15 protein-coding genes and 1 pseudogene are annotated in these 17,341 nt (G+C 71.2%); 10 read left to right on the forward strand and 6 right to left on the reverse strand.

Going from position 1 to position 17,341, the window contains the following annotated elements; genetic code table 11:
* The first annotated feature begins 123 nt into the window (after window positions 1–123).
* From rseP to lpxB, 7 genes are all read left to right on the forward strand, one after another.
* On the forward strand, window positions 124–1,284 hold the full coding sequence (gene rseP, locus EU555_RS12245) for an RIP metalloprotease RseP (RefSeq protein WP_135414930.1): 1,161 nt from the start codon (window positions 124–126) through the stop codon (window positions 1,282–1,284).
* A gap of 332 nt (window positions 1,285–1,616) precedes the next feature.
* On the forward strand, window positions 1,617–4,154 hold the full coding sequence (gene bamA, locus EU555_RS12250; protein WP_135414931.1) for an outer membrane protein assembly factor BamA: 2,538 nt from the start codon (window positions 1,617–1,619) through the stop codon (window positions 4,152–4,154).
* A gap of 151 nt (window positions 4,155–4,305) precedes the next feature.
* Window positions 4,306–5,361, forward strand: coding sequence for a UDP-3-O-(3-hydroxymyristoyl)glucosamine N-acyltransferase (gene lpxD / locus EU555_RS12255; protein WP_135414932.1), 1,056 nt, complete (start codon window positions 4,306–4,308; stop codon window positions 5,359–5,361).
* 151 nt (window positions 5,362–5,512) lie between these two features.
* Entirely contained in the window at window positions 5,513–5,968 is a 456-nt protein-coding gene (gene fabZ, locus EU555_RS12260; protein ID WP_425339871.1) for a 3-hydroxyacyl-ACP dehydratase FabZ, read from the forward strand.
* Complete coding sequence (lpxA, locus tag EU555_RS12265) at window positions 5,965–6,798, forward strand: acyl-ACP--UDP-N-acetylglucosamine O-acyltransferase (RefSeq protein WP_135414933.1); 834 nt, start codon at window positions 5,965–5,967, stop codon at window positions 6,796–6,798. Before fabZ ends, lpxA begins: the two co-directional genes overlap by 4 nt.
* A 13-nt stretch (window positions 6,799–6,811) precedes the next feature.
* Window positions 6,812–7,705, forward strand: coding sequence for an LpxI family protein (locus EU555_RS12270; protein WP_135415113.1), 894 nt, complete (start codon window positions 6,812–6,814; stop codon window positions 7,703–7,705).
* On the forward strand, window positions 7,702–8,874 hold the full coding sequence (lpxB, locus tag EU555_RS12275; protein WP_167858524.1) for a lipid-A-disaccharide synthase: 1,173 nt from the start codon (window positions 7,702–7,704) through the stop codon (window positions 8,872–8,874). Before EU555_RS12270 ends, lpxB begins: the two co-directional genes overlap by 4 nt.
* Before the next feature lie 4 nt (window positions 8,875–8,878).
* Here the strand turns inward: lpxB and EU555_RS12280 are convergent, their stop codons facing one another.
* A complete protein-coding gene (locus EU555_RS12280) occupies window positions 8,879–9,988 on the reverse strand; it encodes an aldo/keto reductase (RefSeq protein WP_135414934.1) in 1,110 nt (369 codons plus the stop codon).
* A 131-nt stretch (window positions 9,989–10,119) separates the two neighbouring features.
* Between EU555_RS12280 and EU555_RS12285 the strand changes: the two genes are divergently transcribed.
* A complete protein-coding gene (locus tag EU555_RS12285) occupies window positions 10,120–11,007 on the forward strand; it encodes a LysR family transcriptional regulator (RefSeq protein WP_135414935.1) in 888 nt (295 codons plus the stop codon).
* Window positions 11,008–11,020: 13 nt separating this feature from the next.
* Here the strand turns inward: EU555_RS12285 and EU555_RS12290 are convergent, their stop codons facing one another.
* Entirely contained in the window at window positions 11,021–11,548 is a 528-nt protein-coding gene (locus EU555_RS12290; protein WP_135414936.1) for a peroxiredoxin, read from the reverse strand.
* A gap of 322 nt (window positions 11,549–11,870) precedes the next feature.
* Here EU555_RS12290 and EU555_RS12295 point away from each other — a divergent pair, with 322 nt between their 5' ends.
* Window positions 11,871–13,493 (forward strand): hybrid sensor histidine kinase/response regulator, encoded by a 1,623-nt coding sequence (locus tag EU555_RS12295; RefSeq protein ID WP_135414937.1) that lies wholly within the window; start codon window positions 11,871–11,873, stop codon window positions 13,491–13,493.
* 295 nt (window positions 13,494–13,788) lie between these two features.
* Here the strand turns inward: EU555_RS12295 and EU555_RS12300 are convergent, their stop codons facing one another.
* Both EU555_RS12300 and EU555_RS12305 read right to left on the reverse strand, forming a co-directional pair.
* Window positions 13,789–14,061: a hypothetical protein gene (locus EU555_RS12300; RefSeq protein ID WP_135414938.1), complete on the reverse strand. Its 273-nt coding sequence runs from the start codon at window positions 14,059–14,061 to the stop codon at window positions 13,789–13,791.
* Between the two features lie 609 nt (window positions 14,062–14,670).
* Window positions 14,671–15,675: a hypothetical protein gene (locus tag EU555_RS12305; protein WP_135414939.1), complete on the reverse strand. Its 1,005-nt coding sequence runs from the start codon at window positions 15,673–15,675 to the stop codon at window positions 14,671–14,673.
* Between the two features lie 312 nt (window positions 15,676–15,987).
* Here EU555_RS12305 and EU555_RS12310 point away from each other — a divergent pair, with 312 nt between their 5' ends.
* Window positions 15,988–16,227, forward strand: a complete 240-nt coding sequence (locus EU555_RS12310; RefSeq protein ID WP_135414940.1) for a hypothetical protein — start codon at window positions 15,988–15,990, stop codon at window positions 16,225–16,227.
* 112 nt (window positions 16,228–16,339) lie between these two features.
* Here EU555_RS12310 and EU555_RS36970 read toward each other — a convergent pair whose 3' ends face one another.
* Both EU555_RS36970 and EU555_RS37710 read right to left on the reverse strand, forming a co-directional pair.
* Window positions 16,340–16,903 carry a GNAT family N-acetyltransferase gene (locus EU555_RS36970; protein WP_245524274.1) on the reverse strand — a complete coding sequence of 188 codons (564 nt, stop codon included), beginning with the start codon at window positions 16,901–16,903 and terminating at the stop codon, window positions 16,340–16,342.
* A gap of 127 nt (window positions 16,904–17,030) precedes the next feature.
* Window positions 17,031–17,306, reverse strand: a pseudogene (locus EU555_RS37710) (RidA family protein); the annotation flags it as partial.
* Between the last annotated feature and the right edge of the window lie 35 nt (window positions 17,307–17,341).

Raw genomic sequence — 17,341 nt, forward strand, 5'->3', positions numbered from 1 at the left:
GCCGGGTTAACCCTCGGCCGAGTCGCGGTCTGTTCGCAGGCCGGCGGACCCTGTATGAATGAGGTCCGGCAAGGCGGCCGCGACGGGCCGAGGGAGAGCCCGCCGCGCCGCATCGAGGTGACCATGGATCTGCTCAACGTCGTGGGTGGGGCGACGACGAACCTGCTCGGCTACATCGTGCCGTTCCTGTTCGTCCTCACCGTCGTGGTCTTCATCCACGAGCTCGGCCACTTCCTGGTCGGGCGCTGGTGCGGCGTCGGGGTGACCAGCTTCTCGATCGGCTTCGGGCCCGAGATCGTCGGCTTCAACGACCGCCGCGGCACCCGCTGGAAGCTCTCGGCGATCCCGCTCGGCGGCTACGTCAAGTTCGTCGGCGACATGAACGGCGCCAGCGTGCCGGACCCGGACGCGATGGCGCGCCTGAACCCGTCCGACCGGGCGGTGAGCTTCCACGCCCAGAACGTCTGGAAGCGGGTCGCCATCGTGGCGGCGGGGCCGATCGCCAACTTCCTCCTCGCCATCGCGGTCTTCGCCGGCGCGGTCTATGCCACCGGCCGCTACGAGGTGGCGCCCCGGGTCTCGGCGGTGCAGCCCGGCAGCGCCGCCGAGCGCGCCGGCTTCCAGCCCGGCGACGTGGTGCTGACGATCAACGGCAGCGCGATCCACAACTTCGCCGACATGCAGCGCACCGTCTCGGGCGCCGCCGGCGATGCGCTCGCCTTCACGGTCGATCGCGGCGGCGTCACCACGCCGCTCACCGCCACGCCGGACACCTTCGAGGAGAAGACCCCGTTCGGCACCCAGCGGATCGGGCGGCTCGGCATCCAGGGACCGCGCGACGCCGCCGAGGTCAAGCTCGTGCGCTACGGCGCGCTCGATTCGCTGAAGATCGGGGTCACCGAGACCTACTTCGTGGTCGACCGCACCTTCAACTACATCGGCAAGCTGATCACCGGCCGCGAATCGGCCGACCAGCTCTCGGGCCCGATGGGCATCGCCCGGGTCTCGGGACAGGCCGCGAAGGTCGGGGGCATGGGCGCCCTGGTCGGCCTGATCGCGGTGCTGTCGGTCTCGATCGGGCTGATCAACCTGTTTCCCGTCCCGATGCTCGACGGCGGCCACCTCATGTTCTACGCCGTCGAGATCGTGCGCGGCCGGCCCTTGAGCGAGCGGGCGCAGGAGATCGGCTTCCGCATCGGCCTCGCGCTCGTGCTGATGCTGATGCTGTTCGCGACCTGGAACGACATCCTGCATATCGGCGCCTCGTTCAACCGCGGCACCTGAGGCGGGGCGCGCTCCTGCTTGGGGACCGTTCGCCGGAGGCGGGCGGTCCTTCGCCGATTCCAGCCAATTTTCCTAAAATTTGTTCCATTCCGGGGCGTCCGCCCCGGCGTGCGATTCACCCTGCGCTGACCCTGCGGCGTGAAAAGCTTGGCCGCAGCCCGTGACAGGAAGGCCACGTCTGGGCAAAATCCCGGTCGGCTGGGAGCGTGGCGTTTGCTTCGCCAGGGAATCCCGATAGAAGCGGACTAGGACCAGGGGACCTTCGCCCCTCGCGAGAGGGCGTTCGTCTGCGGGTGCAAACCCGTGCCGACAAAAATGAGACGGGCCATTTGATGATGTCGATGACGGGTAAGCGCCGGCGTGCGTCGGTGAAGGGCGCCATTGTCATGGCCGCCACCATCGCCGCCAGCGGCAGCGCCTTCGCGCAGCAGATCGTCGTTCAGGGCAACAGCCGGATTGACGCGGAGACCGTCCGTTCCTACGTGGTCGGGGTGTCGCCCGAGGAGGGCCGCCGCAACCTGATCGCCAGCGGCATGTTCTCGGACGTGCGGGTGTCGCATTCGGGCGGGCGCATCATCGTCTCGGTGCGCGAGAACAACACGATCAACCGGGTCGTCTTCGAGGGCAACAAGAAGGTCGAGAAGGGCACGCTCGAGAGCATCGTCGAGTCGAAGTCCCGCGGCCCCTACAGCCAGGCGACCGTGAATTCCGACCTCGAGCGTATCCGCGAGGTCTATCGCCGCGCCGGCCGCGGCCTGGCCAAGGTCACGGTCCGCACCGTCGACCTGCCGAACGGCCGCGTCGACGTGGTCTACACCGTCGACGAGGGCGACAAGACCGGCGTCAAGGAGATCCGCTTCGTCGGCAACCAGGTCTACTCGGACGGCCGGCTGCGGGACCTGATGACGCTGTCGGAGATGAACCTCCTCAGCTTCGTCAAGACCTCGGACGTCTACGACCCCGACCGGCTCGCCAACGACCTCGACCTGATCCGGCGCTACTACCTGAAGAACGGCTATGCCGACTTCCGGGTCGCCTCGGCGGATGCCCGCTTCGACGACGCCGCCGGCGGCTGGATCATCACCATCACGGTCGAGGAAGGCCAGCAGTACCGCGTCGGCGCGGTCTCGGTCGATTCGCGCATCCCGGGCGTCGACGGCACCGTGCTGCGCGACGAGCTGCGCACCGGCGTCGGCGACGTCTACAACGCCGAGGACGTCGAGAAGACGCTGACCGGCGTCACCACCTCGGTGGCCCGCGCCGGACATCCCTTCGCCCAGGTCCGCCCGACCGGCGAGCGCGACCGCGCCACCGGCACCGTCGCCCTCGGCTACATCGTCGAGGACGGCCCGAAGGTCTACATCGAGCGCATCAACGTCCGCGGCAACACCCGCACCCGCGACTACGTCGTGCGGCGCGAGCTCGACCTCACCGAGGGCGACGCCTACAACCGCGTCCTGGTCGACCGGGCCGAGCGGCGCCTGAACGGGCTGGGCTTCTTCAAGAAGGTGCGGTTCTCCAACGAGCCCGGCTCGGCCCCCGACCGGGTGATCGTGAACATCGACGTCGAGGATCAACCGACCGGCTCGTTCTCGGTCGCCGGCGGCTACTCGACGGCGGACGGGATCATCGGCGAGGTCTCGGTCTCGGAATCGAACTTCCTCGGCCGCGGCCAGTACGTCCGCCTCGCCGGCACCGCCGGCCAGTACACCCGCGGCGTCGACTTCTCGTTCACCGAGCCGTACTTCCTCGGCTACCGCCTGGCCGCCGGATTCGACGTCTTCAACAAGTACAGCGACCAGACCCGCTACTCGCGCTACGTGACCGACGTGGTCGGCGGCCAGCTCCGCCTCGGCCTGCCGATCACCGAGGAGTTCGGCATCACGCTGCGCTACTCGATCTACAACACCGACCTGAAGATCCCGAACACGCTCAAGCGGCCGTACAACGACTGCTCGATCCCGATCCCGGGCTACACCGCCACCTACGATCCGGGCACGATCATCAACGGCCAGAACGTCGGCGGCTTGGCGAAGTATCCGAACTGCGCCTATGACGGCGAGGCCTCGATCGCCCTCAAGGAGGCAGTCGGGTCGACCCTGACCTCGCTCGCCGGCGTCACCCTGGCCTACTCGACCCTCGACAACCTGCAGTTGCCGCGCAACGGCTTCTACGGCGAGGTGAAGCCCGAATATGCCGGCATCGGCGGCGACTCGAAGTTCTTCCGCGTCACCGGCGAGGCCCGCTACTACAAGGAGCTGTGGGAGGACGTCGTCGGCTTCGTGAAGTTCCAGGGCGGCCACGTCCTGCCGACCGAGGGCAACACGCTCCGCGTCACCGACCAGTTCTTCCTCGGCCCGTCGCTGGTGCGCGGCTTCGCGCCGAACGGCATCGGCCCGCGCGACGTCGGGTCGGGCGACGCCCGGTCGAACGCGGTCGGCGGCACGACCTATGTCGGCGCCTCGGTCGAGGTGCAGTTCCCGATCTGGGGCCTTCCCCGCGACCTCGGCCTGAAGGGCGCGCTGTTCGCCGATGCCGGCACGCTGTTCGGCTACAAGGGCCGCCGCGCCTTCGACGTCAACGGCGACGGCTTCATCAACGGCTACAGCGCCACGGGCTGCAACTTCAGCGCCTATAGCATCGGCGTCGAGCCGGAATGCGTGAACGTGCGCGACAAGCAGACGATCCGCTCGTCGATCGGCGCCTCGATCCTGTGGAACTCGCCGCTCGGCCCGATCCGCTTCGACTACGCCTATGCCCTCTCCAAGGACGAGGGCCAGAAGGTGTACGGCCCGGACGGCACGTTCTTCGGCAAGGTCGGCAAGGACCAGACGCAGGCCTTCCGCTTCTCGGGCGGCTCGCGCTTCTAAGACCAGGGGGCGCTCGCCCCCTCCTCCATCGACGGCCGCGGGATCGCCCGCGGCCGTTTTCGTTTGTGCCCCTCCGCGCAACCCGCTAGTCCGGGCGCCCTCCCCTCCGCGGGCCGTGTCATGGCCCGGCGGGCCCCAGCGGATGCGCGTGATGTCGGAACCGGTCTTCTTCCCCCTCGCGGGCCCCGTCTCGTTGCGCGAGGTCGCGGCGCTCTCCGGCGCGGCCCTGCCGCCGGAGGCCGACGGCGAGGCGGTGATCCGCGCGGCGAGCCCCCTCGAGAGCGCCGGGCCCGACGACCTCGCCTACATGGACAATGCCAAGTACGCCGAGGCGCTGACGGCGACCCGGGCCCGCGCCTGCCTGGTCTCGCCGCGCTTCGCCGCCCGGGTGCCCGCCGGTACGATCGCGCTGGTGACGCCCCAGCCCTATCGCGGCTTCGCGAAGGTGCTGGCCCGCCTGTTCCCGAGCGCGGCGCGCCCGACCTCGCTCTTTGCCGCCACCGGCATCTCCCCGGGCTCCTTCGTCCATCCGAGCGCCCGGCTCGAGCCCGGCGTGGTGGTCGATCCCGGCGTGCTGATCGGCCCCGGGGCCGAGATCGGCACCGAGACGGTGCTGGCGGCGGGCTGCGTCGTCGGGCCGGGGGTGCGGATCGGGCGGGGCTGCGCCATCGGCCCGGGCGCCTCGGTGCTGCACGCCTTCCTGGGCAACCGGGTGATCGTCCATGGCGGCGCCCGGATCGGCCAGGACGGGTTCGGCTTCGCCATGGGGCCGGGCGGCCACCTCAAGGTGCCGCAGGTCGGTCGGGTCATCATCCAGGACGACGTCGAGATCGGCGCCAACACCACGATCGACCGCGGCGCCAGCCGCGACACCGTGGTGGGCGAGGGCACCAAGATCGACAACCTGGTGCAGATCGCCCACAACGTCGTCATCGGCCGCCACTGCGTGATCGTCGCCCAGGTCGGCATCTCGGGCTCGACCACGCTCGAGGACTACGTCGTGCTCGGCGGACAGGTCGGGGTGGTGGGCCACCTGCGCATCGGCATGGGCGCCCAGATCGCCGGATCGAGCAACGTCAACAAGGACGTGCCGGCGGGCGCGCGCTGGGGCGGCACCCCGGCGAAGCCCGTGCGCGAGTGGTTCCGCGAGATGACGACGCTCAAGAAGCTCGCCGCGCGCGGCCGCGACGAGGCCGGCGAGGGCTGAAGGCGCGCGGAGCGCGCCTGCCGCGCTCCCGCCGCAAAAGGCTTGCATCCGCGCGTCTTCTCGCCAAAGACGACGCACCGTCGACGCGACCGGATCGCACCGGTCCGGCGGCCATGAAGCAGCCATGAGGGAGCCTGACACCATGACCGAGATGCCTGCCGAGCTGGGTACGGCCGACATCCTGCGGGTGATGGAGCTCCTGCCCCACCGCTACCCGTTCCTGATGATCGACAAGATCGTGCAGATCGACCGGGACGAGAGCTGCATCGGCATCAAGAACGTCACGATCAACGAGCCGCACTTCACCGGCCACTTCCCGGCCGCCCCGGTCTTCCCGGGCGTGCTCCTGATCGAGGGCATGGCCCAGACCGCCGGCGCGATCTGCTGCGCCCACAAGCTCAAGGGCGACGCCAAGCCGAGCAAGGTCTTCTTCATGACCATCGACAAGGCGAAGTTCCGCAAGCCGGTGGTGCCGGGCGACGTGGTCGAGTACCACATGCGCAAGACGAGCAACCGCCGCTTCATGTGGTGGTTCAAGGGCGAGGCCAAGGTCAACGGCACGCTGGTCGCCGAGGCCGAGATCGGTGCCATGCTGGTGACCGAATGAGCGAGATCCAGACGAGCGAGGGTGCGGAGACCCGCATCCACCCGAGTGCGGTCGTCGAGGACGGCGCGGTCCTCGGCGCCGGCGTCGAGGTCGGGCCGTTCTGCCATGTCGGGCCGCAGGTCGTGCTCGGTGACGGCGTCCGGCTCGTCAGCCACGTCGCGGTGGCGGGGCGCACCACGGTCGGGCCGCGCACCCGGATCTACCCGTTCGCGTCGATCGGCCACCCGCCGCAGGACCTGAAGTATCGCGGCGAGGACTCGACGCTCACGGTCGGCGCCGACTGCCAGATCCGCGAGGGCGTGACGATGAATCCCGGCACCGCCGGCGGCGGCCTCGCCACGGTGGTGGGCGACGGGTGCGCGTTCCTCGCCAACAGCCATGTCGGCCACGATTGCCGGGTCGGCAACCACGTCGTGTTCTCCAACAACGTGATGCTGGCCGGCCATTGCCAGGTCGGCGACTACGCGATCCTCGGCGGCGGCGCCGCGGTGATCCAGTTCGCCCGGGTCGGTCCGCACGCTTTCGTGGGCGGGCTCTCGGGGCTCGAGAACGACCTCATTCCCTACGGGATGGCTGTGGGCAACCGCGCCCACCTGTCGGGGCTCAACATCATCGGGCTGCAGCGCCGCGGCTTCTCGCGCGAGGAGATCCACGCCCTGCGCCGCGCCTATCGCCTGCTCTTCGCCCTCGAGGGCACCCTGATGGAGCGGGTCGAGGACGTGGCGGCGGAGTTCGACCAGCATCCGATCGTGCAGGAGATCCTGGCCTTCATCCGCGAGGGCGGCAAGCGCTCGGTCTGCACGCCGCGCGAGGCGCCGGGGGCCGCCTGATGTGCGCGGCGTGATGGAAGCCGCGGCGGCGACAACCGCGCCGGCCCCGAGCCCGGCGGGCCCGGTCGCGATCGTGGCCGGGGCCGGGCGGCTGCCGCTCCTCATCGCCGCCGCCCTCGAGCGGGCCGGGCGCTCCTGCCGCGTGCTGGCGATCCGGGGCTTCGCCGATCCGGCGACCCGGCGGCGGGCCGATGCCACGGTCGACCTCCTCGACGTGCGCGGCGCCCTCGAGACCTTGAGCGCCTGGACGCCCGCCGGGGTGACGCTGGCCGGCGCCGTGGCGCGGCCGAGCCCGGCCGCCCTCCTCAACACGCTCGCCGCCTACCGCAACCGCGAGGCCCTGCGCTCGCTCGCCTCGGGCGGCGACGACCACCTGCTGCGCGGCGTCCTCGCCCTCCTGGAGGAGCACGGGCTGCCGGTGCTCGGCGTGCGCGAGCTCGCGCCGAACCTGATGGCGCCGGCCGGCCGCTTCGGCGCCCTCGTGCCCGACGAGACGGCGCAAGGCTCGGTCGCGGCCGGCCGCGCCCTCCTCGCCAGCCTGTCGCCGCACGATGTCGGACAGGCCGCCGTGGTGGCGGGCCGGCGGGTGCTGGCGGTCGAGGGGCCGGAGGGCACCGACCGGATGCTCGCCCGGGCCCGGGCGCTCGCCCGGCGCCCCCTGGGCTTCGGCCGCCCGCCCGCCGGGATGGTGCTGGTGAAGCTGCCCAAGGACGGCCAGGACCTGCGCGTCGACCTGCCGGCGATCGGCCCGCGCACGGTCAAGCGCGCCGCGGAGGCCGGCTGCACCGGCCTCGCGGTCGGGGCCGGCGACACCCTGGTCCTCGACCGGCCCGAGACGGTGGCGCTCGCCGACCGGCTCGGCCTCTTCCTCCTCGGCCTGACGCCCGATCCGGAGCCGAACGCGTGAGCGAGCGTCCCCTCACGATCTGGCTGGTGGCCGGGGAGGAATCCGGCGACCAGCTCGGCGCCAAGCTGATCCGCGCGCTGCGCGCCGTCTCGGACCGCCCCCTGGCGCTCGCCGGCGTCGGCGGCGACGCCATGGCGGCGGAGGGGATGGCCTCGCTGTTTCCCCTCGAGGACGTGGCGGTGATCGGCTACCTCGCGGTGGCGGCGCGGATCCGCCTGCTGATGCGGCGCATCCGCCAGACCGTGCGGGCCTGCGTGGCGGCCCGTCCGGACGTGCTGGTCATCATCGACAGCCCGGGCTTCACCCACGCGGTGGCGAGCCGGGTCCGCCGGCAGCTGCCGGACCTGGCGGTGGTCGACTATGTCAGCCCGAGCGTCTGGGCCTGGCGCCCGTGGCGGGCGAAGACCATGCGGGGCTATATCGACCACGTGCTGGCCCTGCTGCCCTTCGAGCCGGACGCCCACCGGCGCCTCAATGGTCCGGCCTGCACCTATGTCGGCCACCCGCTGATCGAGCGCCTGGGCGAGCTGCGGCCGGGCCCCGCCGAGGCCGAGGCGCGGCAGGCCCCCTCCCCCGTCCTCGCCGTGCTGCCGGGCTCCCGCCGCTCCGAGATCGAGCGGCTGATGCCGATCTTCGGCGCCGCCCTGGCGCAGGTGCGGGCGCGCGGCCATGCCTTCACGGTCGAGCTGCCGGCGGTGGCGCGCCACCGCGCCCTGATCGAGCGCCTCGCCGGTTCCTGGCCGGTGCCCCCGCGCCTGATCGACGGCGAGGCCGACAAGCTCGCGACCTTCCGGCGGGCGCGGGCGGCGCTCGCCGCCTCCGGCACCGTGACGCTGGAGCTGGCGCTGGCCGGCGTGCCCATGGTGGTGGCCTACCAGGTGCCGAAGATCGAGGAGGTGATCGTGCGCCGCCTGATCCAGGTGCCGACGATCGTGCTGCCGAACCTGATCCTGGGCGAGAACGCCATCCCCGAGCTGATCCAGTCCGACTGCACGCCGGAGCGCCTGGCGGCGGCGCTCGGCCCCCTCCTGCCCGAGGGCCCGGCCCGAGCGGCGCAGGACGCGGCGCTCGCCCGCCTCGACGCCGCGATGCGGCTGCCCGACGGCGACGATCCGAGCCGCAGCGCCGCCCGGATCGTGCTGGCGGCGGGACGGGGCCGGACGGCGTGACCGCTCAAGGGGTCCAGCCCCGGACGTCGGCGCCGCCGAACACGACCTGGTTGCGCAGCGGCGGACGCGACAGCCCGTAGAGCATCGGCGCGGTGCCGTCGCTCGCGGCCTCGAGCGCCGCCGCGTGCTCGGGCGACAGCCTCAGCCCGAGCGCCGCGACGTTGTCGCTCACCTGCTCGGTCCGGCTCACCCCCATCAGGGTCGAGGCGACGCCCGGCCGCCCCACCACCCAGGCGAGAGCCACGCGGGCCGGCGTCTCGCCGGCCTCGGCGGCGACGCGCCTGAGCGCGTCGACGATTCCCCAGTTGCGCTCGGTGAACAGCGTGTCGCCGAAGGGATTGTCGCCGTCGAGCCGCCGGCCGCCCGCCGGGCGCTCGCCCGGCCCTGCCGCCTCGTTCGGCACGCCGCCCCGGCGCGGCGGGCCGGCCTCGACGGCGGCGCGGTCGTACTTGCCGGTCAGGAGGCCGTAGGCGAGCGGGCTCCAGGGCACGAGGCCCATTCCGAAGGCCCGGCCGAGGGGCGCGTGCTCATTCTCGACCCCGCGCTCGACGAGGGCGTAGAAGTATTGCAGCCCGATCGGCATCGGCCCGCCGCGCAGCCGCGCCAGCGTGGCGACCTCGGCCACGTACCAGGCGGGCGTGTTGGACAGGCCCCAGTAGCGGATGCGGCCCGCCCGGATCAGGCCCGTCATCGTCTCCAGCAGTTCCTCGGCCGGGGTGAGGCCGTCCCAGACATGGACCCAGTAGAGGTCGATGAAGTCGGTGCGCAGCCGTGCCAGCGAGCGCTCGAGGGCGGCGCGGACGTGCCGCGCGCCGTTGCCGCCCTCGTGCGGGCCCCGGCCGGTCGCGAAACCGGATTTCGTGGCGATCACCAGCCGCTCGCGCAGGCCGCGTTCCGCCACGAGCCGGCCCACCATGTCCTCCGACCGGCCGCCGGCATAGACGTCGGCCGTGTCGACGAAGTTGCCGCCGAGTTCGACGTAGCGGTCGAACACCGCGCGGCTGCCGGCCTCGTCCAGGCCCCAGCGCGGCGTGCCGAAGGTCATGGTGCCGAGGGCAAGCGGGCTGACGAGGAGCCCCGAGCGGCCGAGGGCGCGATACGATTGGAGGTCCATCAGGGCCTGTCTCCTGTCTCGTCGGCGCGGGGCCGCGACCGATCCGGGGGCGAGACGCGGCGAGGATGGACCGGGGCCGGCCCGCCGATTAGACGGGGCGCACCGCACGGGTTGCTGAAGGATTCTCAGCAGTGGATCGCGATCTCTGGTCCGGGCTCGCCGTCTTCGCGGCCATCGTCGAGGCCGGCAGCTTCGCGCGGGCCGCCGTGCGGCTCGGCCTGTCGGCCTCCGCCCTCAGCCACGCGATGCGGACGCTCGAGGACAAGCTCGGCACCCGCCTCATCGACCGGACCACGCGCTCGCTGGCGCCGACGCAGGCCGGCGCGGAGCTGCTGCTGAGCCTCCGCCCCGCCCTGGACTCCGTCGAGGGCGCCCTCGAGACCCTGGCCTCGTCCCGCGCGCGGCCCGCCGGCCGCGTCCGGGTGAACGCCCATCGGACGGCCGCCGTGCACGCCGTGCTGCCGCGCCTCGCCGGCTTCGCGGCCGCGTATCCCGACATCGCGGTCGAGCTCGTGGTCGATGACGGCCTCGTCGACATCGTGGCCGAGCGGTTCGATTGCGGGGTCCGGCACGAGGGCGAACTCCAGCGCGACATGATCTCGGTCCGCATCAGCGATCCGGTGCCGCTCGTCTTCGTGGCCGCCCCCGCCTACCTCGCAGGCATTGCGCCGCCGCAGGGGCCCGACGACCTCGGCCGGCACCGCTGCCTGTGCTACCGCTACACCTCGTCCGGCACGATCCACGTCTGGGATTTTTCCGGCGGCGGGCGCCGGTTCGAGCGGACGGTGCCGGGCGCCTTCGTCACCAACGACGTCGATCTGATGCGCGACGCCGCACTCGCCGGCCTCGGCATCGCCAGCCTGCCGCAGCCCTGCGTCGAAGCTCAGATCGCGACCGGCGCGCTCGTCGAGGTCCTGGCCGGCTGGGCCCCGGTCCTGCCGCCCAACCACCTCTACTATCCGAGCCGCCGCCAGCCGAGCGCCGCCTTCCGCGCCTTCGTGGAGGCACTGCGGATCTGAAGGCGGCCGCGCCTTACCGGCCCCTCAGGTAGTCGAGCATCGTCCCGGCATCCGAGACCTTGAGGCCGACCCCGGGCGGGTCGTCGCGAAAGCCGGGCTCGACGAACATCTTGACGATCCTGCCGTCCTCGACATGCATGGAGTAGCGCCAGCTGCGCATCCCCATCCCCTGCCGGCCGCGCCTGACCAGCATGCCCATCTGGCGGGTGAAGTCGCCGTTGCCGTCCGGCAGCATGAACACCTTCTCGATGCCCTTGGACTTCGCCCATTGGTACATCACGAAGGCGTCGTTGACCGAGAGGCAGACGACCTGGTCGATGCCCAAAGCGGCGAAGTCGCCGGCATGCTGCTCGTAGCCCGGCAGGTGATCGTCCGAGCAGGCCGGCGTGAAGGCGCCGGGCACGGCGAACAGCACGATGCTGCGGCCGCCGAACACCGCGGCGGAGGTGACGTCCTTCCACTCGAACGGATTCGGCCCGCCGAGCGCATCGTTCCTGACGCGGGTGTGGAAGGTCACGTCCGGGACGGTGGCGGGCGGCATGGGCGACCTCGTTCGCTGAGCGGCGCGGATGGGCCGGAGCCTAGCCCCGGGCCCAACCTGTCGCCACGGCAAAAATCGGCTTGCCGGACGGCCGGACCGACGGCGCCGGCACGGCCCAGGATCGGAGTCGCGTGTCAGACATCGACCGTTCCCGATCGCGGCAAACCGTTCCGGCACGATTCCGCGACAAAGTCGCGCTTTCAAGAATCGTGCACCATATGTTTGTGTCTGTTGATATCCCGCCCCGGTGCCTATTTAACCTCCCGTAACGGGGGCCGGACCGCGATCCCGTGTGGCTCAGCCGACGGCACGGGGGTTCCTGATGGTCGACATCTCGGAGAAGCCGGATCTCGGCGGCCTCGGGCCCGCCGTGACGGCCCGCGGCCCGCGCGCCGTGACCGACACCCACTCGGACATCTTCTTCGCCGCCGTCGAGACGACGCGGATGCCGATGATCGTCACCGACCCGCACCAGCCGGACAACCCGATCGTCTTCGCCAACCAGGCCTTCCTGCGCATGACCGGCTACACGCCGGGCGAGCTGGTCGGCACCAATTGCCGCTTCCTGCAAGGACCCGAGACCGACCGCGAGACGGTGGCGGAGGTGCGCCGCGCCATCGCCGAGCGCAAGGAGATCGCCACCGAGATCCTGAACTACCGCAAGGACGGCTCGACCTTCTGGAACGCGCTGTTCGTCTCGCCGGTCTACGATCAGGCGGGCGAGCTGGTCTATTTCTTCGGCTCGCAGCTCGACGTGTCGCGCCGGCGCGACGCGGAGCTGGCGCTGCACCAGGCCCAGAAGATGGAGGCCTTAGGCCAGCTCACCGGCGGCATCGCGCACGACTTCAACAACCTGCTGCAGGTCATCAGCGGCTATACCGACGTGGTGCTGGCGCTCGCCGAGCACCCGACGATCGACGTCGCCCGGCTGCTCGGCGCCGGCGCGGCGATCCGCGCCGCGACCGACCGCGCCGCCAGCCTGACCCACCAGCTCCTGGCCTTCGCCCGCAAGCAGCGCCTCGACGGCCGCGCCGTGAACCTCAACACCCTCGTGCGCGGCATGAACGAGATCAGCGGGCGCACGCTCGGCGATCACGTCGTGGTCCGCACCGACCTGTCGCCCGAGCTGTGGAACTGCCGCATCGACCCGACCCAGGCCGAGGTCGCGATGCTCAACCTGCTGCTCAACGCCCGCGACGCGATGCCGGGCGGCGGCACCGTGACGATCACGACCGAGAACCTGACCGTCGACGACGAGACGGCGCTCGTCCTGATGGTGCGGCCGGGCCCCTACGCGGTGGTGCAGATGCAGGATACCGGCACCGGCATGCCGCCCGAGATCCTGGCGCGGGTGCTGGAGCCGTTCTTCACCACGAAGGACGAGGGGCGCGGCACGGGCCTCGGCCTCGCGATGGTGTACGGCTTCGCCCGGCAATCCGGCGGCACGGTGCGGATCGCCTCCGAGCCCGGGCGGGGCACCACCGTGCGCCTGCTCTTCCCGGCCACCGACCAGGCCGTGACCGCCGAGCGCCGGCCGGCGCCGCGGGCCACGGACCGTACCGGCACCGAGACGATCCTGGTGGTCGACGACCGGCCCGACGTCGCCGATACCGCCAAGGTGATCCTGGAGGATTTCGGCTACACGGTCCTGGTGGCGCACGGCGCGCAAGGAGCACTGGACGTCCTCGACGGCCACGACACGGTCGACCTGCTGTTCTCCGACCTGATCATGCCCGGCGGCATGAACGGCGTGCTGCTGGCCCGCGCCGCCCGCGAGCGCCAGCCGCGCATCAAGGTGCTCCTGACCACCGGCTACGCCGAGGCCTCGATCGAGCGGACCGATGCCGGCGGCAGCGAGTTCGAGATCATCAACAAGCCCTACCGCCGCCTGGAGCTGGCGCGGCGGGTGCGGCTGACGCTGGATGGGCCGACGGGGGTGGGATAGCGCAGCCGGCCAGCCTCGAGACGCGGAGTTCCGGCGTTTCCGACCGGCAACACGGCCGTGGCATGCCGCAAAGCAATGGCCCGCACGCCTGGTGGCCGAGCCAGGCGCAGACGGGTTTGCCGGACGGTCCCGACGGCCCCTCCTCCGGCCGGACGGGTCGTCTCAGGGTCGGCATCGCAACCTCGCCACCGGCTTTGCAGGCGACGCAGAAGGTCAAGCGGGTATGCCTGACGACCGGCGACGGCACTCGGGTCGCGCGGCACCCCCGGATCGCGGCCGCCTCCGGTGAGCCGGCTCACCAGCGCGAGGGAGCCCGGCGGACAGCATAGGGCGTGCGCAGCGACCCGGTGACGATGGCGTCGATCCGGGATGGGGCGGCGTAGCGGGCGCGGCCCTGCGACGCGACGAAGTTCGGCACGGCGGCACGACCCTCAAGGCCGCCCGGTGCGAGCGCCGGCGGGATCCCGGCCGGGGCGGTGTAGCTCTGCGCACGCGCGGACAGGGCTGAGAGCGCGATGAGGACGGCGGTGACCGGGAGCAGGGCCGGAATCGACAGGCGAGCGGACATGCGAAGACTCCAGGTTGCTGTCGGGCGCCGCGGAGACGCCCCACCTGGATGCGGATATGCTGTGCAGGACCGGCTTATCAATCGGCAGGGCCGGCACGGACATCGCGCAATCCGGCCGGAACCGCCCTCCGCCTCGACCCGGGAGAGCGTCGAGTCATGGCGGAACAGCGATTCAAAACAATGATTTGCCGGAATTTTTGAGATTTTCGCCAGACCCCGCGCGCCGCGCGCGGCCATGTGCGGTACGGTACGCACCCGCACGGTGCGCCGGCCCCACCCGGAACCCAGGACGGGTGGGACTCAGGTGCGGGCCCGCCCGACCTCGCGTGCCCCTGGCCAGATGCCTCGGCCGGTCCGTTCCGGAACCCACCGTGTTCCGCAGCACCGTGCCCGTTCTCGCCTCTCCGCCGGCCCGCGCCTATCGGTCGGCGCACCGGCCGGACGCGCCCCTGCCACGGCGCCCGGCGGCACGGAGGGCATCGCGAGCCACGCAACGAGGCGAAGACGGTCCGCAGCGGCAACACCGTGCCATTTCCGCCCTCCCGCCCTTGATCTCGCGCGCGCGGATCCGGCAGCGGCGCGGCAATCCAGGGCTGGAGCGGTGAGTGATCAGAACACGTGGAACGCCACCCCGGCCAGGAAGCTCTTCTCTTCCGTGCCCTTGAACGTCGCCGTCTCGACGTTGCCGAACTTGTTGAGCCAGTACTGGAAGCCGACGAAGACGTCGACCTTGTTGGGCTGGTCGTAGACGAGCTTGCCGACGTCGAGCACGAGGTTGGTGCGCGACAGGAATTCGAGGCCGCGCGGCGGATTGAACGCGTAGGCCGTGAGATCCCGGCTGATGCCGCGGCCCTTGGGCAGGACGATGTTGTTGAACCCGGTGACGCTGAGCGGCAGGCCGGTGAAGGACAGCGGAAAGCTGTAGACGATCTCGAATTCCGGGACGGTGTTGAAGCTCTGGTCGCGGTCGGGCTGCGTGTTGAACCCGTTGCGGTTCCACTCCTTGTAGGCATGGGCCGAGAGGTTGAGGAAGCCCGCCGGCACGTCGAACGCGATGTTCAGGCCGCCGACGACGTCGCGCTTCTTCGAGCCGAAGGCGTCGTTCTGCGAGTTGGCGTCGAAGCCGAAGGAGAGCGACACGTCCTTGACGAGGCCCGCCACCGCGAAGGCCTTGGTATTGGTGAGCGCGTTGAGGCTCAGCGTGCCGCGGTAGAGGCCGTAGGCTTCGGTGTTTCCGTAATCGGCGAAGTAGGGCGCCCCGATGCTGCCCGGCGGGTTGGTTGTGCCGGCGGGAAACTGCGAGCCCGATTTCAGGATGTCGAGCGAGAAGAAGTTGGTGCCGTAGGCCCAGGCATCCGCGTGCGCGATGTTGAGGATCTGCTTGGGCGCCTCACGGCTGCGGAAGGTCCCGTTGGCCTGCAGGATCTGGACTCCGGGTGTCACGGTCGGGAACTGGTAGCGGTAGCTGATCTGGGTGTCCGAGAACACGAAGAACGACGCGTCGACCGGCGGGACCACCGCGGCCGGAGCCTTCTTGGCCGGAACATCGGCAGCGCCGGCCGGACACATCGCCGCCACTCCGAGAACGGCCGCGGTGAGAATCCTGGCGAACATCGGCTCATTCCTTCCAAAAGTCCGCCCGTCCCGCAGCAACCGATGTGCCAGTCACGGAGAGCCCCATCCGGTCGACTTGCCCTCCTCAAGGGAACGTCACATTTTCGCAACATCGTGGGCGGAGAGCGCATGCGGACATCCCCGGAGCGGGCCCGTGCCGCATCACTGTGCCGGGCCACGGCCGATCGCGTGCCGAGCCGCCGCGCCCCAGACGTGGACGACCGCGGTGGCGAGCGGAGCCGTTGGCCCGTCCCTTGCTCCGACGGATGGGCCCGTCACGCCTCGCTCGCGCGAGTTCCGGAGCCGCCCGCCTTGCTGAAATCCGCCCTGATCGTCCTCGTCCTGGCCGGCTCCATGAGCGCCGCCAACGCCCAGTCCTACACGGCGCCGAGCCCCACCGACGTGCCGACCACCGCGACCCGGACCCTGAGCAAGGCCGACCGCAAGGTCGCCTGCACCGGCGCGGCGGACCGGCGCGGCCTTCGTGGACTGACCCGGCAGCAGTTCCGGGCCGCCTGCCGCGGGCGCCCGATCCCGCGATCCGTCAACTGACATGAGCGGTGAGATGACCGGTCCTCAATGACGCTCCGGCTCCGTTCTCGGATGTTCGCCCAGCCTGAGGGCCTCCAGGAGCCACCGCGTCCTGTCGGACATCCAAGTAGGGTCAGCGAGCTGATGCGTCAGCATCGTGGGCCGCCGGTACGATGCCGCCGCGCCTGTGAAAGGACTCGTTCGAAGGCGCCGAAGGCATCCTCGTCCACGCCTCAGTGGACTGTTGCACCATGGGCTCGTGAGGCTGCCGAGACCGACTCAGCTCAGAGCGCCTTGGCGAGATGGACCGCGACGCCGCCCAGAACGGCTCCTCGCGCTCGACGCCGTAGCCGGCCCGCCGGTAGAAGTCGACGTTGCTGGCATATGCCTGGTTCGTCCCAAGCTTGATCGTCGTGTGGCCGAGCGTGCGCGCATCATCCTCAGCCCGCCGCAGCATGCGCCGGCCGAGCCCTTGCCCCTGCTGCGCGGGCGCGACCGCGAGGTTCTCGACCCAGAGGTGATCGGCGCGCGGGATCGTCTCGATCAGCGCGACGAGGGCACCGTCCTGCTCCAGCAGGTCGAAGCGGTGCAGGCGCACGGCCAGCGCGTAATCGGCCGTCATCGGGACCGGCTTCCGGCCGGTCGCCGGGATCCACTTCGCGTAGGCCTGCCTCACCAGGGCCTGGATCGCAGGCACGTCCGCCTGCGTGGCGGAACGCAGGGTGTCCGCCCCATCCGGCCCCGCGACCGCCGTCACCTCGATCCTCGACGAGGGCGTCCGGCCGCGCCAGCGCCGCGACGACAATGACAGTGACGGCGGCGGGCCCGTCGGAGGCCCAGCGCACCCGGCGTACCTGCCCAAGCGCGGGACAATCGTCGGCCCGCGTCAGGAAGAATGTCGCCTTGGAGATGTCGGGCCGTCCGAGGCTGGCCGCGGCGAGCAGCGCCTCGACATTGTCCATCGCCTGCCCGAGCTGGTCTGCGAACGTCGCGTGCATCCGGCCGTCCGGCGCGACGCCGAAATGGCCCGAGACGAAAAGGGTGCGGCCGGCCGGGACCTCGCGGGCGTGAGTGTAGATCGTGCGGAACTCCTCCGGCACGGTCCAGATAGCCGGCGGTTCGATGGTCTTTGAAC

Source organism: Methylobacterium nonmethylotrophicum (assembly GCF_004745635.1).
Taxonomy (GTDB): domain Bacteria; phylum Pseudomonadota; class Alphaproteobacteria; order Rhizobiales; family Beijerinckiaceae; genus Methylobacterium; species Methylobacterium nonmethylotrophicum.

Excerpts from the sequence above, each read along its gene's own strand:
- rseP (WP_135414930.1), top strand. The coding sequence starts at position 124 with ATGGATCTGCTCAACGTCGTGGGTGGGGCGACGACGAACCTGCTCGGC.
- bamA (WP_135414931.1), top strand. The coding sequence starts at position 1,617 with ATGATGTCGATGACGGGTAAGCGCCGGCGTGCGTCGGTGAAGGGCGCC.
- lpxD (WP_135414932.1), top strand. The coding sequence starts at position 4,306 with ATGTCGGAACCGGTCTTCTTCCCCCTCGCGGGCCCCGTCTCGTTGCGC.
- fabZ (WP_425339871.1), top strand. The coding sequence starts at position 5,513 with ATGCCTGCCGAGCTGGGTACGGCCGACATCCTGCGGGTGATGGAGCTC.
- lpxA (WP_135414933.1), top strand. The coding sequence starts at position 5,965 with ATGAGCGAGATCCAGACGAGCGAGGGTGCGGAGACCCGCATCCACCCG.
- EU555_RS12270 (WP_135415113.1), top strand. The coding sequence starts at position 6,812 with ATGGAAGCCGCGGCGGCGACAACCGCGCCGGCCCCGAGCCCGGCGGGC.
- EU555_RS12280 (WP_135414934.1), bottom strand. The coding sequence starts at position 9,988 with ATGGACCTCCAATCGTATCGCGCCCTCGGCCGCTCGGGGCTCCTCGTC.
- EU555_RS12290 (WP_135414936.1), bottom strand. The coding sequence starts at position 11,548 with ATGCCGCCCGCCACCGTCCCGGACGTGACCTTCCACACCCGCGTCAGG.
- EU555_RS12295 (WP_135414937.1), top strand. The coding sequence starts at position 11,871 with ATGGTCGACATCTCGGAGAAGCCGGATCTCGGCGGCCTCGGGCCCGCC.
- EU555_RS12300 (WP_135414938.1), bottom strand. The coding sequence starts at position 14,061 with ATGTCCGCTCGCCTGTCGATTCCGGCCCTGCTCCCGGTCACCGCCGTC.
- EU555_RS12305 (WP_135414939.1), bottom strand. The coding sequence starts at position 15,675 with ATGTTCGCCAGGATTCTCACCGCGGCCGTTCTCGGAGTGGCGGCGATG.